This window comes from Sorangium sp. So ce367, assembly GCF_051520455.1.
Taxonomy (GTDB): domain Bacteria; phylum Myxococcota_A; class Polyangia; order Polyangiales; family Polyangiaceae; genus Sorangium; species Sorangium cellulosum_B.
Map to the genome: position 1 here is coordinate 3,687,595 of NZ_CP150334.1, position 13,495 is coordinate 3,701,089.

General features: G+C 71.6%; 9 protein-coding genes. 5 read left to right on the forward strand and 4 right to left on the reverse strand.

Annotation, left to right across the window (positions count from 1 at the left end; genetic code table 11):
- Positions 1 to 46: 46 nt before the first annotated feature.
- Positions 47 to 1,042 carry an aldo/keto reductase gene (locus tag WME97_RS14270; RefSeq protein WP_437552441.1) on the forward strand — a complete coding sequence of 332 codons (996 nt, stop codon included), beginning with the start codon at positions 47 to 49 and terminating at the stop codon, positions 1,040 to 1,042.
- Here the strand turns inward: WME97_RS14270 and WME97_RS14275 are convergent.
- Positions 984 to 1,346 (reverse strand): pentapeptide repeat-containing protein, encoded by a 363-nt coding sequence (locus WME97_RS14275; protein ID WP_437552442.1) that lies wholly within the window; start codon positions 1,344 to 1,346, stop codon positions 984 to 986. The two genes, WME97_RS14270 and WME97_RS14275, sit on opposite strands and share 59 nt — an antisense overlap.
- Positions 1,347 to 1,470: 124 nt before the next feature.
- Here WME97_RS14275 and WME97_RS14280 point away from each other — a divergent pair, with 124 nt between their 5' ends.
- Positions 1,471 to 3,243, forward strand: a complete 1,773-nt coding sequence (locus WME97_RS14280) for a hypothetical protein (protein WP_437552443.1) — start codon at positions 1,471 to 1,473, stop codon at positions 3,241 to 3,243.
- A 19-nt stretch (positions 3,244 to 3,262) separates the two neighbouring features.
- Here WME97_RS14280 and tssI read toward each other — a convergent pair whose 3' ends face one another.
- The 3 genes from tssI to WME97_RS14295 form a co-directional block, all read right to left on the reverse strand.
- Positions 3,263 to 6,196 (reverse strand): type VI secretion system tip protein TssI/VgrG, encoded by a 2,934-nt coding sequence (gene tssI, locus WME97_RS14285; RefSeq protein ID WP_437552444.1) that lies wholly within the window; start codon positions 6,194 to 6,196, stop codon positions 3,263 to 3,265.
- Between the two features lie 147 nt (positions 6,197 to 6,343).
- Positions 6,344 to 7,735 carry a sigma-70 family RNA polymerase sigma factor gene (locus WME97_RS14290; protein WP_437552445.1) on the reverse strand — a complete coding sequence of 464 codons (1,392 nt, stop codon included), beginning with the start codon at positions 7,733 to 7,735 and terminating at the stop codon, positions 6,344 to 6,346.
- A 273-nt stretch (positions 7,736 to 8,008) separates the two neighbouring features.
- Complete coding sequence (locus WME97_RS14295; RefSeq protein WP_437552446.1) at positions 8,009 to 9,652, reverse strand: ribonuclease J; 1,644 nt, start codon at positions 9,650 to 9,652, stop codon at positions 8,009 to 8,011.
- A gap of 176 nt (positions 9,653 to 9,828) precedes the next feature.
- On the opposite strand from WME97_RS14295, the gene WME97_RS14300 reads away from it, so the two are divergent.
- The 3 genes from WME97_RS14300 to WME97_RS14310 all read left to right on the forward strand — a co-directional run bounded on the left by WME97_RS14300 (position 9,829) and on the right by WME97_RS14310 (position 13,437).
- Entirely contained in the window at positions 9,829 to 10,371 is a 543-nt protein-coding gene (locus WME97_RS14300) for an SPW repeat domain-containing protein (RefSeq protein WP_437552447.1), read from the forward strand.
- Positions 10,372 to 10,744: 373 nt separating this feature from the next.
- Positions 10,745 to 12,826 carry a hypothetical protein gene (locus tag WME97_RS14305; protein WP_437552448.1) on the forward strand — a complete coding sequence of 694 codons (2,082 nt, stop codon included), beginning with the start codon at positions 10,745 to 10,747 and terminating at the stop codon, positions 12,824 to 12,826.
- Positions 12,823 to 13,437, forward strand: coding sequence for a hypothetical protein (locus WME97_RS14310; RefSeq protein WP_437552449.1), 615 nt, complete (start codon positions 12,823 to 12,825; stop codon positions 13,435 to 13,437). Before WME97_RS14305 ends, WME97_RS14310 begins: the two co-directional genes overlap by 4 nt.
- The last annotated feature ends 58 nt before the right edge of the window (positions 13,438 to 13,495 follow it).

A 13,495-nucleotide genomic window follows, 5' to 3' on the forward strand; every position in this document is an offset into this window, starting at 1 on the left:
CAGCTCGAGGCCTCACGCCAACCTAGCCAAAGCACCACGGAAAATCATGAGCATCCCGACGACCCGACTCGGCCGTACCGGCCTCACCGTTTCTCGCCTGTGCCTGGGCACGATGACGTTCGGCTTCCAGACGGACGAGGAGACCTCCCGCGCCATCCTCGACAAGGCCGCTGCGGCCGGCGTCAACTTCCTCGACACGGCCGACGTGTATCCGCTCGGCGGCGGTTTGCCGACGGCCGGGCGCACCGAGGAGATCGTCGGCCGCTGGCTCAAGGGCAAGCGAGACCGCTTCATCCTCGCCACCAAGTGCGTCGGCCGGGTCGGCCCGAACCCGTGGGATCAGGGCGCCTCCCGCAAGCACATCCTGGACGCGATCGACGCGTCCCTTCGCCGGCTCGGCACCGATTACGTGGATCTCTATCAGCTCCACTCCGACGATCGCGACACCCCGATCGACGAGACGCTGGAGGCGCTCGACATCGTCGTTCGCTCGGGCAAGGCGCGGTACATCGGCGTCTCCAACTACCTGGCATATCGCCTGGCGCGCGCGCTCGGCCGCGCCGACGTGCGCGGGCTCGCGCGGTTCGTGTCCGTGCAGCCGCGTTATGCGCTGTTGTTCCGGGAGATCGAGCGCGAGCTGCTCCCGCTCGCGCAGGAGGAGGGCCTCGGCGTCATCCCGTACAACCCGCTCGCCGGCGGGCTCCTCACGGGCAAGCACCGCCGCGGCGAGCCGACGACGGGCACCCGCTTCACGCTCGGCGCGGCGGCGTCCATCTACCAGGAGCGCTACTGGAACGAGCGCGCGTTCGCGACCGTCGAGAAGCTGCAGGGCATCGTCGCCGAAGCAGGGCTATCGCTGACGAGCGTCGCGGTCGCGTGGGTGCTCGCCAACCCGGCGATCACGTCGGCGATCATCGGCGCCAGCCGGCCGGAGCAGCTGGACGCGACGATCGCCGCGGCCGAGCTGGCGCTCGATCCAGCCCTCAAGGCCCGGCTCGATGAGGCGACCGCGGAGTACCGCCGCGGGGACTCGCCGCGCTGAGCGGGGGCTGGCGGGCTCCCGCCAGGAGGCCCGAGGCCGTCCCGACGCCCCCGGTCGGGGTGCGCGGCGCGCCAGAACCCCTCTGGATGGCATAGCGGTTCACGTCGCGGAAGACGGCGCCGGAGAGGTTCGCGCCGCGGAGATCGATGTCGCGCCGGAGGGCCTGCGAGAGATAGGCGCCGCAGAGATCGATGCCGGGCGCGGCCGCGTCCGCGATGTGGCTGCCGGCGAACTCGCCGCGCTGGCTCTTTTGCCGGAGCTCGGCTGCGGTCGCGGCGGAGCCGTCGTTGCGCTCGGCGGACATGGTCGCGGCGAGGCTAGGCCATCGCGCGGCCTGTGTCGCTGAGGTAGCGTGCGGGCTGGACGTGAGCTCGCCGGGGGTGCCGGGGGCGTCGGCTGGGAGCGGGGGAGGGGAGGAGCGGAGAGGGATGATCAGCGTGGCGGTCAAGAGCGAGATGGTGTGCGGCACGTGCAGGATGCCGATGCCGGTCAACACGCTGGCTCGCGAGGTGGGCTGCCCGAGCTGCGGGAGGCCGGCGGCGCTCGGTGTCGATCTCTGGCAAGCGTTGCTCCGTGATCCGCTCTACAACGGCCCAAGATTGCTCCCGAACGAGGTGCGTCGCAGCGCGGCCGGCAAGCTGTCGGCCGCCTACATCCGGCGCGCGCCCGCGTGCCAGGGCTGCGAGAAGGCGATCCCCGCGTCGAGCATCCAGGCGGTGGTGGATCAAGCGATGCTCCGTTGCGATCGCTGCGCGGTGCAGACCTGGGTCCGGCGGGTGCCGCCGGAGCTGGCCGGAGCGCTCCCTGACATCACGCACCTGGTCGGCGAGGAGCCGGACCGGCTCGCAGGAGCCCCTGCGCCCCAGGCGGAGCCGGCGACGTTTCCGTGCCCGCAGTGCGGCTCGCCGGTCGCCTTCGACGGGGTGAGCCGAGCGTGTGCGTGCCGCTTCTGCAGCGCGAGCGTCCACGTCCCGGATGAGTTCGTGTACCGGGGACGAAGGCGGGTGGTGGCGCACTGGTATCTCTGCTTCGCGCCGTCCGTCGTCGTGCGCACCCCCGCCGCGCAGGCCGTCGCCGCGGGGCTGTTCGACTGGGAAGGGCTGCCGGAGGCGGCCGTCGACGCGGAGGGGAACCTCTACTGCGCAGCCACGCAGTCGCGCTGGTACCTCGATCAAGCCGGCAGAACGCAACACAATATCGACAGGGTCCTGTGGTCCATGGACCCCTCGCTGGGCATCCGTTGGCTCCAGCGCGATCGACCGGATGAGGTGCGCTTCCTGGGATGCGCGAAGGACACGCTCCTCGTGATCGACGCCGGAGGTGCGCCACCGCTCCGGCTCGCGTCGGCGACGGGTGCGCCCCTGGAGAGCGCAGGCGTCGTGGCGCCGAGCATCGAGCTGAGTCTGACCGAGCAGGGCTGCCTGACCTGCGATCACGACGGCTCGCTGCTGCTCCACAAGGACGGCAAGCTCCAGCGGATCGGGCCGGACGGAGCGGCGATGCGCGTGTGGGCCGACGGCGCCACACGGAGCGACACGGGTGAGGACTCCTACTGGAGCTTGACGTCGCTCGCCGATCATCCGGTGACGCTTTCGTCCATGGCGAGCACGTCTATACATTCCGGTCCGGATGGTTCGCTCTACCTGCTCGACGGGAACCTGCTCGCTCGCTTCGAACGAGGCGGGCGCAAGGTATACTGCGTCGAGATCGGCGGCGGCTCCGCGGATCGGCAGCGTGGTGCGCTAGGCGCCGATCGCGACGGGAATGCTTATGTCATCCGCGGCGATCGACTCGTGCGGGTCGGCGCAACGGGCAACGAGAGCGTGATCCTGTACGCGGAGCGCGACGCCCTGCCGCGCGCGGACATGAGCATCGCGGTATGTCCAGACGGGTCGTTCTGGCTGTTCGGCAAGGAGGGACTCGCCTGGAAGTTCGACCCGAGGTGCAAGCTCCTCTTCGCCAGCGAGAAGGAGCCCAGGCCGAAGAACCCGACCATGCGCGAGGTCATGGATCAGCAGCTGGAGAACGGCCTCGCGATGATCAATGTGCAGGTGGAGGCCATCCGCGAGGATGCGATGCGAAGCGCCAGGGAGATGGACAGGCTGGAGAACGAGAGGCAGGCGCGCCCGTACAAGTACTCTTGGATCTTCATGATCCTGTTCATCGCCGCGCTCACCGTGGTCAAAGAATGTCGCTTGTAAGCGGCCACGCAGCTCCGCGTCATCCGAGATCGATCCGGCGCGCGGTGACCTTCACCGCGCCTTTCCCTACCGTGACCTTCGTCGAGCCGGCCTGCATCTCGACGGTGCCGCTGGTCACGCTGCACATCGAGCCTCCCTTGATGAGGCGCGCCTGGCTCCCTGTGACCGCGAGACGGCTGTCTTGGTTTCCGACGGTGACCGTGGCGGAGTCCGCGTTCAGGCTCCACTGGCCGCCCTTGACGAGCGCGGTGCTGCCTTCCACCGTGACCTTGCCTGCGCTCTTGAGGTTCATCGCGCCGCTCGACTTGATGTTCGTCGCGCCGCTCGACTTGATGTCGACTGTCCCGCTCGACTCGGCGAGGAGCGGACCTGTGGCCCGCATCTCGAACGAGCCGCCGGCTTTCATGCCGAGCCTCGTGCCGGACTCTATCTCCACGACATTGCCGCTGTCGATGGTGAGCGCCAGGCTGCTCTTGAGCTTCATGAGACCGAGCGACAGCAGGTCCACGCACGCATCGGACGTGACCAGAGCGCTGCCCCTGCCTGCGATCTCGACGGCGCCGCCGGACTTGAGCACGGCGACCGCTCCGCCGGCGACAATGGCATGGCCAGTGGACGACATCGTCGCATTGGCATTCCCGCACACGAACGCGCTCACGTTCGCGGTGATGGCGGAGGTGACCGCGGCGGAGTTCAAGTTGATCGGGGCTCCAGGCGCGGGGACAGGAGAGGGAACCCGGCCAGCCGATGCGAAGCCGTTGGCCAGGAGCGCCATGCCTTTCGCGGTCGCAACGCTGGTGTGATCCATGCTCCGTTGGGCGATCTTCGTGGTGGAGCTGATGAGGTCTTGCCGGGCCTTCCTGGCCGCGCTGCCCGCCTTGGCTGTCTCGATCCAGTCCCCGGCGGTTCGCCAGGTCACCGCGTCGTCGCTCTCCGCGTTCAGCGTCTTGTACGAGTCGGCCAGGGCCTTTGCGGCCTTCGCCTCTTCCGTCGCCTTTGCGATCCTCTGGACGTCCTCGGGATGGCTGGCATCCCACTCCTCGCGTGTGGTCGGCCGGCTCGCGCCCTTCGCGTTGTCACCCTCGGGGCGCGTCATGAAGTCGATGGTTTGCATCCTGCTAGTCACCGAGCGTTCGAGGGCGTCGACACGCGCCTGCGCTTTCACGGCTTCTTCGTCGAGCCTTGCGTGCTGAAGGCCGTGCCATTTCGTGTTGGTGTCCACGACGCTCTTGGCGACGCCGAGCACGCCGTCCAGCAGCTTCTGCCCCTTCTCTCCCTTGAGCGCCTCCATGACGCTCGCCGCTCCAGCGTGATTGACGATATTTCCGGAAGCCAGGACGGAGGCGACGTCGGACATCACCGTGCTCACGGATGTGAGCGTGCTCACGCCTGCGTTGGCGACGGCCGTGTAGGCCTCCTTCGTGGTGATCGCAGCGCCAGCCTCGGGGGTGTTCGGAGAGCCGAGCTGAAAGGTGGCGCCGCCGTAGGGGGTCGAGAGCTTGATGCGCTCCTCGCCCTCGTTGTCGTCGATGTTGATCTCGTTTCCGCCGCCGGTGCGGATGACGTTCCTGCGGGCGTTCTTGGCGTCGACGGTGCTGGGCGTGTGGGGGTTGGGGACGGCGCCTGCGATGATGGGCCTGTCGGGGTCGCCGTCGATGAAGGTAAGGATGACCTCGACGCCGCTGCGCAGGGGGAAGTGGAAGCCGTATCCGGCGCCTGCGTGGGGCTGTGCCATGCGGATGAGGCGCGAGGCCTTGCCGTCGTCGGCGGCGCTGGTGTCGAAGAGGAAGCGGACGCGATAGCGGCCGGTCTCGTCGACCTCGGCGTACTGGCCCTTGGCGGCGGCGTCGATGACGCCGGTGATGACGCCGTGGACCCTGGGCTTCGGGGTGAGGCGCGGCGGGCGGTAGGCGGTGGAGAAGGGGATGGCCCTGAACTCGTTGGCATAAGCGCGCTCGTTGCCGGCGCCGGCGTTGAGGGTGGCCTGCTGGAGGCGGTGGCGGACCTCGACGAGCAGGAGCTCGACGTCGCCGCGGGGGTGTCCCTCGAGGGTGAGCCGAGCGCCGGCGGCGAGGGCCTGGACGTCGCTGGCGCCGTCGAAGACCTTGCGGCCCGCGCGCAGCTCCTCGGCGCGGATCGCGGCGATGCGCTCGGCCTCGTCGGGGGTCTTGAAGTGGGCGCCGTACTCGACGATGTCGCCGCCGGACGCGGCCGAGACCGTCGCTGCCGCCATGAGGGGTACGTGCGGTGTGCGGTAATTGTAGTCCTTGACGACGTAGCGGCTCGGGATGGTGCGTGTCGTGCCCTCGAGGCGGTAGACGCCGAGCTGATCGCCGCGCGGGTAGAAGTGGGCGCGGCCGCCGCCGGCGATGGGCTGAAAGCCGCTGTTGGCGTCGGAGAAGACGATGACGTCGCGGCCGTCGCGGTGCTCGAAGAAGAAGGAGATGCCGAGGTGCTCCGCGAGGCGGGAGACGAAGTGGAGGTCCGTCTCCTTGTACTGCACGATATACTCGCGCGGGGGATAGTCGGAGACGAGGCGGAGCTCGAAGTCGTCGCCCTCCTGGAGTCCGGCGCGCTGGAGCTTGGTCTTGATGACCTCCGGGACGGTGAGATCCATGAAGATCTCCGAGGTCTCGGTGAGCGTCATCCGGAAGGCGCGCGGGACGAAGGTGAGGGTGTAGGCCATGTGCAGCGTCTCGGTGTGGAGCGCGTCGCGCACGACGGAGATCACGCCGAAGAGGCGCCGCTCCTCGCGATCGCCGCGGAGGAACACGAGCGCGGCGGGCTCGGCGAGGAGCGCCTCCTCGTCGAGGCCCTCGGGCGTCTTGCAGACGACGTGGAGCTGGAACTCGAATGGCTGCGAGACGACCTCGCGCCCGGTGAGCTCGTGGAGCTCGATGGCATCTGCAAAGAAAGCACGCGATTCCAGGCGGGCGGAGAGGATGTCCTTCATGAGCGTTCCTCGGGTGAAGAGACGCTACCATCGCCCGCAAGTGCGCTGTCGCGCAAGCGGCCCGTGCGGCGGAGGGCCGCCGCGACATCGTCGCGTCCGCCCATCGCGGCGCGACGGCTGCCCGGGTCAGCCGCCGCGCCGTGCCCCTCAACCCCCGAGCGGCGTCTCCAGCGCCTGCCTCCGCGACAGCGTGCGCAGCTTGCTCAGCGCGCTCTCCTCGATCTGCCGGACGCGCTCCCGGCTCACCGAGAACATGCCCCCGATCTCGGCGAGCGTGTGCGGCTGCCCGCCGTCGAGGCCGAACCGGAGCCGCAGCACGTCGCGCTCGCGCGGCGTCAGCGACTCGAGCAGCGCAGAGACCTGCGCGTGCAGGCGGCGGTGGACCAGGAGCTCGTCCGGCGCGGCGCCCTCGCTCGCGAAGAAGTCACCCTGGCGCGCGCCGTCGTCGTCCCCCACCGGAGCGTCGAGGTACACCGGCGGCAGCGCCATCTCCCGCAATGTCTGGAGCTTCTCCATCGACAGCCCGCTCCGCTCGGCGACCTCCTCGGGCGCCGCCTCGCGCGCGTGCTCCTGCTCGAGCTCCCGCCGCGCCTGCAGCGCCCGGCGCCGGGTCTCGGCGATGTGGACCGGCACCCGGATGACCTGGCCCTGATAGAGCAGCGCGCGAGAGAGCGCCTGCTTGATCCACCACATCGCGTACGTGCTGAACCGATAGCCGCGCCGGTAATCGAACTTCTCCGCCGCGCGGATCAGCCCGAGATTGCCCTCCTGGATGAGGTCGAGCAGCGGCACGCCCCTGTGCCGGAGCTGCCGGGCCGCCGCCGCCACGAGCCGCAGGTTCGCGCGGACCATCTCGGCCCTCGCCTCGGCCGCCGCCCGGCGAGCTGCGCGCATCGCCGAGAGGGTCCCCTCGATCGCCTGGCGCCCGAGCCTGTCGACCGCGGGGATCGCCGCGCTCAGCGCGCCCTCGATCCGCGCCTCCACCAGGGGGCCCAGGCGCACGTCGGAGAGCCCGGCCGAGAGCGCGGCGCGCGCTCGCTGCCCGCTCGCCTCCGTCCGCCCGGCCTCCGCCAGGGACCGCGCGAGCCCGAGCAGCCGCGCCATCCTCACGGACGTCGCGTCGCTCGGCGCGTCCTCGGCGTCCGCGTTCAGCAGCAGATCGCTCATGGCCACCCGCCCCGCCCGTACATCGTCCGCCAGCGCCGCGAGCGCCCGCAGCGCGACGGGCGACGCGACCCAGGCCTCGATCATCGCGCGCTCCGCCGACTCGATACGACGGCCGAGCTCCACCTCGAGCTCGCGGCTCAGCGGCGCGCTTGCCGAGATCTCCTGGAGATAGACCGCGGCGACGTCCTCGCTCGGCCGCGCCGACGGCGCGGCCCGCCGGCTGGCGGGCGCCGCCCGCCGCGACGACGGGGGAGGGCGGGTGTCGGCGCCGATCGGCTCCTCGGCCCGCGTCTCGGCGACAGCGTCCCTTCCCTCCATGATCGTCGTCTCCGCCTCGCCCAGAAGGCGCGAGCTCGTGGGACTCTCGTTCATCTCGCCTGCTCCACCATGATGCCGCGTCGCGCGGTGATCGGCTCGGGCGCTCGCCGGGACACGCGGCCTGAGGGCAACCCCCCAGGATGGACCATGGAGCGACTCCGGTCATGCGGCGACAGAACAAAGGGGCTCCGCCGGTCCGCGCGATCCAGCGCCGGCGACAGCCGCGCTCACTCCAGATCGCCTGTCAGCGCGGTCAGGCGCCTGGGCCGCGCGGGCCGCTCGGGCCGCCCGGGCCGCCTGGCCCGCCTGACCGAGAGGCGCCGGATCTCACAGCAACACGGCCAGCGGGAGCACGGCGGGGCGCCGCGAGGCCTCGCGCCGGAACACCCGCCGCACGCCGCGGCTGAGCGCGTCCTCCAGCGCCGGCGCCAGCGTGCGCGCCGCGGGGGACAGCGCCGCGAGCGCGTCGCGCGCGCTGTCGAGCGCGGCGGCGTACAGCGGGCCGCCCTCCTCGAAGTGCGCCACGCCGCGCCCGAGGAGATCGGGGCCGCGCAAGATCTCGCCCGTCTTGCGGTCGGCCACCACAAGGACCATCACGAGCCCCTGATCCGAGATCTGCTCGCGCTCGCGGAGCACCAGCTCGGAGACGTCGAGCCCGCCGCGCGCGTCGAGCCACACCCGCCCGCTCTTCACCGTCTCGCCGAGGCGCATCCGGCCGTTCTCGAGGATCAGCGAGTCGCCGTCCTCGACGACGAAGACCCCCGACGCCGGCACGCCCATCCGGAGCGCCGTGCGCGCGTGGGCGAGCAGCATCCGGTACTCGCCGTGGATGGGGACGAAGTGCTCCGGCCGGACGGCGTCGAGGAGGACCTTCTGCTCCTCGGCCTGCGCGTGGCCGCTCGCGTGGATGGGATCGAGGCCGCGATCGAGCACCACGGCGCCGCGCTTCGCCAGGCGGTTGGCGAGCTGGCTGACGGCGATCTCGTTGCCGGGGATCGCGCGGGAAGAGAAGATCACCGTGTCCCCCGGATCGACCCGCAGCCGGTGGTGGTCGCCCATGGCCATGCGCGCGAGGGCGCTGTTCGGCTCGCCCTGCGCGCCCGAAGCGAGCACGACGAGGCGCTCGGGCGGGAGCGAGGCCGCCGTGGCGTCGTCGACGAGCACGCCGGGCGGGACGCTCAGGATGCCGATCTCCTGGGCGATCCGCGTGTTGGTCGCGAGGCTGCGCCCGGCGAGCACCACCTTGCGGCCGAGCTGGGCGGCGAGGTCGAGGACGCTCTGGACCCGGTGGACGTTGGAGGCGAACAGCGCGACGAGGATGCGCCCCTTCGCCTCGCGAAACCGCCGGGTGAACCCCTCGGCCACCGCGGTCTCGCTGACCGACCAGCCGTCGCGCTCCGAGTTGGTGGAGTCCGAGAGGAGCGCCGCCACGCCGGCGCGGCCGTACTCGGCGAAGCGGCCGAGATCGAGCCGCTCGCCGGCCACGGGGGTGAGATCGATCTTGTAATCGCCCGTGTGGATGAGGATCCCCTCGCCCGTCTCGATGGCGTAGCCGACCGCGTCGGGGATGGAGTGGGTCACGCGGAGGGGCTCGGCGCGGAACGGGCCCGCCGCGAAGTGCTGTTGCGGCTCGACCTCGCGGAGCGGCACGTCGATGCCGTGCTCGGCGAGGCGCTCGCGCACCAGCCGGAGCGTGAAGCGCGTCCCGTACACGGGGACGGGGAACTCGCGCAGGAGCGACGGCAGCCCGCCGATGTGATCCTCGTGGCCGTGCGTGAGCAGCACCGCGTCGACCCCGCCCGCCTCGCGGACGTAGCTGAGGTCGGGGATCGCGACCTCGACGCCGAGCACCTGGTCGTTGGGGAACATGACGCCGCAGTCGACGAGCACGCGGCGGCCTTCCTCCTCGATCAGCATCGCGTTCATCCCGACCTCGCCGAGGCCGCCGAGAGGAATAATCCGGACTCCCATGGGCGCAGCCTAGCATCGCGGATCGCACGAACAGAGGCTTCCGTCGGGCGCGCCGCGCGCGCGGACCGACCTGCGCGGGGCGCGGGGGGGCCGAGCTCAAGAGAGCTGGGCCCCGCGCCGCGCAGGAGGCCTGTCCCCGGTCTGTGGATTGCCTCTGCGCAGGGCGGGAGGACCTCATGGCACAATCCGACGTTTCGCTGGGCGCATCCGAGCTGCCGACGACCTACCTGCCGCCGGACGACGTACCGACTGCGGAGCTCGCCTCGCTCGCCCCGAGCGCGCGGGAGGCGCAGCGGACGACGACGATCCCCTCGAGGCCGCTCCTCGGCGCCGCGCCCCTCGCGCGGATCGTCCCCGAGGACGTGCACTCCGCCCTCGATTACTCGAACGGGCTCATCGTCGCTCTGGCCGGGCTCTCCGCGCGGACGAAGGCCGCGAGGATCGCGGGCGTCGCGCTCGGCGCGTCGGTCATTTTCGTCTCCCTGCTCACCGACTACCGGCTGAGCCTGTCAAAGCGGATCCCGATCGAGGCGCACGAGGTCATCGACCATGCCTTCGGCGTGTCGGCGATTGCGGCGCCGTTCGCGCTCGGCTACGCGAAGCGCGACCCGCTCGCCGCGGTGATCCACGTCGCCGCGGGGGCGGTCACGATCCTGGGGTCGCTCCTCACCGATTATCGCGCGGTGAGGGGCGCCGGGCGCCGGCCGAGGCGGGCGTAGCCGCGCGCGCAGCCGGCCAGCGCCGGCACCTTCCCATGTGCCGAGTCGCCCCACCCTCGGTCCCACCAACGCTCCCCAAGACTCCACGGGAGCCGCTGTATCCAGGCAAGGGGACGCGCGATGACCGTGCCACCGCGAACGTCACACACAGATATACCGTCGCAGCGCGGCGGAGAGGTTCTCTTGCTTTACTGCTCGAAGTTGCCCCGGATCAGCAGAGAAACCGCCATGGCGCCAAGGTCGCCAAGAAGCGAGAGGAGGGCTGTCGCAGGCGCCGCGACGCTTCTCGCGCAGGGGGCCGAGGCGCGGAGGACCGGGACCGACGGTGCCGAGGAATACGCATGCCAGGCGCCGTCGTTGGCTCGGGCGACCGATGAAGCACCGACCATCAACCCTCCTCCTGGCCGCGCTCCTCGCCGCGGCTTGCTCGCGCCCTTCCAGAGAGGCGCCGGCCGTCGAGCGCAGCGCCGAGGTCGCCGAGGTCGCCGGGGCGGCGGCGCCGGCTCCGCCGGCCTCTCCGCCGCCGCAGAAGCTCAAGGCCGTCACGCGGGTCGGCAGCGCGCTCGCGCGCGCGCCGCAGGACGACGCGCTCTATCTGGCCGACGAGGACCACGCCGTCCTCCGGCGCATCCCGCTTCCCGTCGACGTGAGCACGCCGCCTGTCGAGATCGCCATGCCGGGGCGGCCGGCGCAGGTGCTCGCGCTCGCGGATCGCGTGCTCGTCACGATCCGCGATCCCGGGCTCCTCCTTATTCTGCGGCCCGATCCGGCGGCGGGGCTCGTGGAAGCGGCCCGCGTGCCGCTGCCGGCCGACGCCTGGGGGCTCGCGATCACGCCGGACGAGCGCACGGCGCTCGTCACCAGCGCATGGGCGGGCAAGGTCTCTGCCGTGGATCTCGCGACCGCGACGGCGACATGGTCCATCGATGTCCCGCGCGAGCCCCGCGGCGTCGTGATCCGCGAGGATGGCGCGGCCGCGTACGTCACGCACCTCACGTCCGCCTCGCTCACCCGGATCGCGCTGGGTGGCGCTCCCGAGGCCCGGCCGGTCGCCCTCTCTCCGTCGCCTTTCCGCGCTCCTCATGGCAAGTCGCTCTCCGCGTCGCTCGGCTACGCGGCCGCGCTCTCGCCGGATGGCCGCCGCCTCTTCGTCGCGCGCCACGCGCTCGGTGCGCTCGGTGAGCAGGCGTGGTTTGGCGCCTCCACGGTCGACGTCCTCATGACGAGCGACGAGGCGCCCCTCGCGCCTCGGCGCCGCCAGGGCGCGCCGCTATGGCGGGCGAGCGCGCTCGACGATGCCGCGTTCGACGACGCGGAGCTGGAGCTCCCCAACACCTCGCTCGCCCCGTTCGTCCAGCCGCGCGCGCTCGTGTACCGGAAGAGCACCCGCACCCTGCTCGTCGCCAGCGAGGGCACCGACACCTTGGTGGAGCTCGACGCGCTCGCGGTCGATCCGGCGCTCCGGCCGCTCCGCACCTACGATCTCGGCCGCCATGCGGGCCCCGACATCTACGTGGCGACCCTGTGCGGCGCGCCCAGCGGCGTCGCGCTGTCCGCGGACGAGTCCATGGCGTGGGTGTTTTGCCGTTCCACGGACGCCCTCGCGATCGTCCGCCTCGACGAGCACCGCGACGACGCTCCGTTCGAGCTGAGCCCCGTGCCGTACATCGCGCTGGCCGACGCGCCGGTCCCGCAGCAGGCCGCCCTTGGCCGGAAGCTCTTCTACAACGCGGTGGACTGGGGCACGAGCGGCGGCCTCGGGTGCGCTGGCTGCCACCCGGACGGGCGCGACGACGGCCATGTGTGGCACGAGGCCCACGTGATGGACATCGGCGGCGAGAGCGTCAATTTCCTCGGATCCGCCGAGAACCAGCCGTTCGACGTGGAGCCGCGCGGCGGCGTGCCCCGGCAGACTCCCATGCTCGCGGGCCGCGTGTCGGCCGAGGGGCCTTATGGCTGGAACGCCCAGAGCGAGAACCTGGCGGAGCGCCTCCGCGAGGGGTTCGGCCTTCACCGGTGGGGGCCCGGTGGTCTAGGCAACGGCGAGCTCGCCCTGAGGGCGCGCCACCTGGCGGCGTTCCTGCGCGCGGGCCTCGTGCCGCCGCCCAGGGACGCGCGGAAGCTCACGCCGCAGGAGGAGCATGGCCGCGCCCTCTTCATGAGCGACACGGCGCAGTGCGCTCGCTGCCACGTGCCCGAGACGGAGCACACCGACCGCATGGGCTACCCGATGCCCGGGTTCGCTGCGCGGCCCGGGTTCGCGGAGGAGAAGGCGGGCCAGGTGTTCAAGACGCCCTCGCTGCGCTTCGTCGGCGGGACGGCGCCCTATTACCACGATGGATCCGCGAAGACGCTCGAAGAGCTCATCGACGAGAACCAGGACCGGATGGGTCGCACCAGCCACATGTCGAGGAATGACAAGGCGGCGCTCGCCGCCTTCCTGAGGACGTTATGAAGAAGAGAGCGGTGATCGGGATGGTCCTGCTCGGCGCGCTCGCGCCGGCGCAGGCGGCGGAGTCGGTGCTCGCCCCGGCGCAGGCGGCGGAGTCGGTGCTCGCCCCGGCGGAGGGCGCGACGGCCGGGCCGCAGGCGGGAGCCGCGGCAGGCCCGGCGGACGCGGGAGGAGGCGCGGTGGCGCCGCAGAGGCGCGCGCTCGAGGCGACGCCGCCGCCGCCCGAGCGGACGGCGCGGCCGGCAGCGGCCGAGTGGGACGCCGCGGAGCAGGTGTCGCTCGCGCGCGTCGCGAGGGGCGGCGCGTGCAAGGCGCGCCGGCAGCGCGAGTGGCTGCGGATCGATTGCAGCGTTCCGTCGGTGGTCGCCGTGAGGTCGCTCGGCGCCGGCGCCGGAGGCGAGTCTGTCTCGGTCGGCGAGCACAGGGCCGACGAGGACGGCCCCTTTCCGTCGAGCGTCTCGGTGATCTTCCCCGTCCGGATCGGCGACAGGAGGGTCATCGAGATCCTCTCGATCGAGCAAGGATACCGCTTCCAGACCGGGCTCACGACGAGCGTCATGATCTCCGAGCAATGGCTCGAAGGCGACGCCGGGCCGCTCGTCAGCGCGCTCTGAAACCGCGCCGGCGCGACCGTCGACGCGCTGCACGGCGCCTGCCCTGCGAGGCGCCACG

Bases quoted from the DNA above. Each gene is read 5' to 3' on its own strand.
- WME97_RS14270 (WP_437552441.1), top strand. From the start codon at position 47: ATGAGCATCCCGACGACCCGACTCGGCCGTACCGGCCTCACCGTTTCT.
- WME97_RS14275 (WP_437552442.1), bottom strand. From the start codon at position 1,346: ATGTCCGCCGAGCGCAACGACGGCTCCGCCGCGACCGCAGCCGAGCTC.
- WME97_RS14280 (WP_437552443.1), top strand. From the start codon at position 1,471: ATGATCAGCGTGGCGGTCAAGAGCGAGATGGTGTGCGGCACGTGCAGG.
- tssI (WP_437552444.1), bottom strand. From the start codon at position 6,196: ATGAAGGACATCCTCTCCGCCCGCCTGGAATCGCGTGCTTTCTTTGCA.
- WME97_RS14290 (WP_437552445.1), bottom strand. From the start codon at position 7,735: ATGAACGAGAGTCCCACGAGCTCGCGCCTTCTGGGCGAGGCGGAGACG.
- WME97_RS14295 (WP_437552446.1), bottom strand. From the start codon at position 9,652: ATGGGAGTCCGGATTATTCCTCTCGGCGGCCTCGGCGAGGTCGGGATG.
- WME97_RS14300 (WP_437552447.1), top strand. From the start codon at position 9,829: ATGGCACAATCCGACGTTTCGCTGGGCGCATCCGAGCTGCCGACGACC.
- WME97_RS14305 (WP_437552448.1), top strand. From the start codon at position 10,745: ATGAAGCACCGACCATCAACCCTCCTCCTGGCCGCGCTCCTCGCCGCG.
- WME97_RS14310 (WP_437552449.1), top strand. From the start codon at position 12,823: ATGAAGAAGAGAGCGGTGATCGGGATGGTCCTGCTCGGCGCGCTCGCG.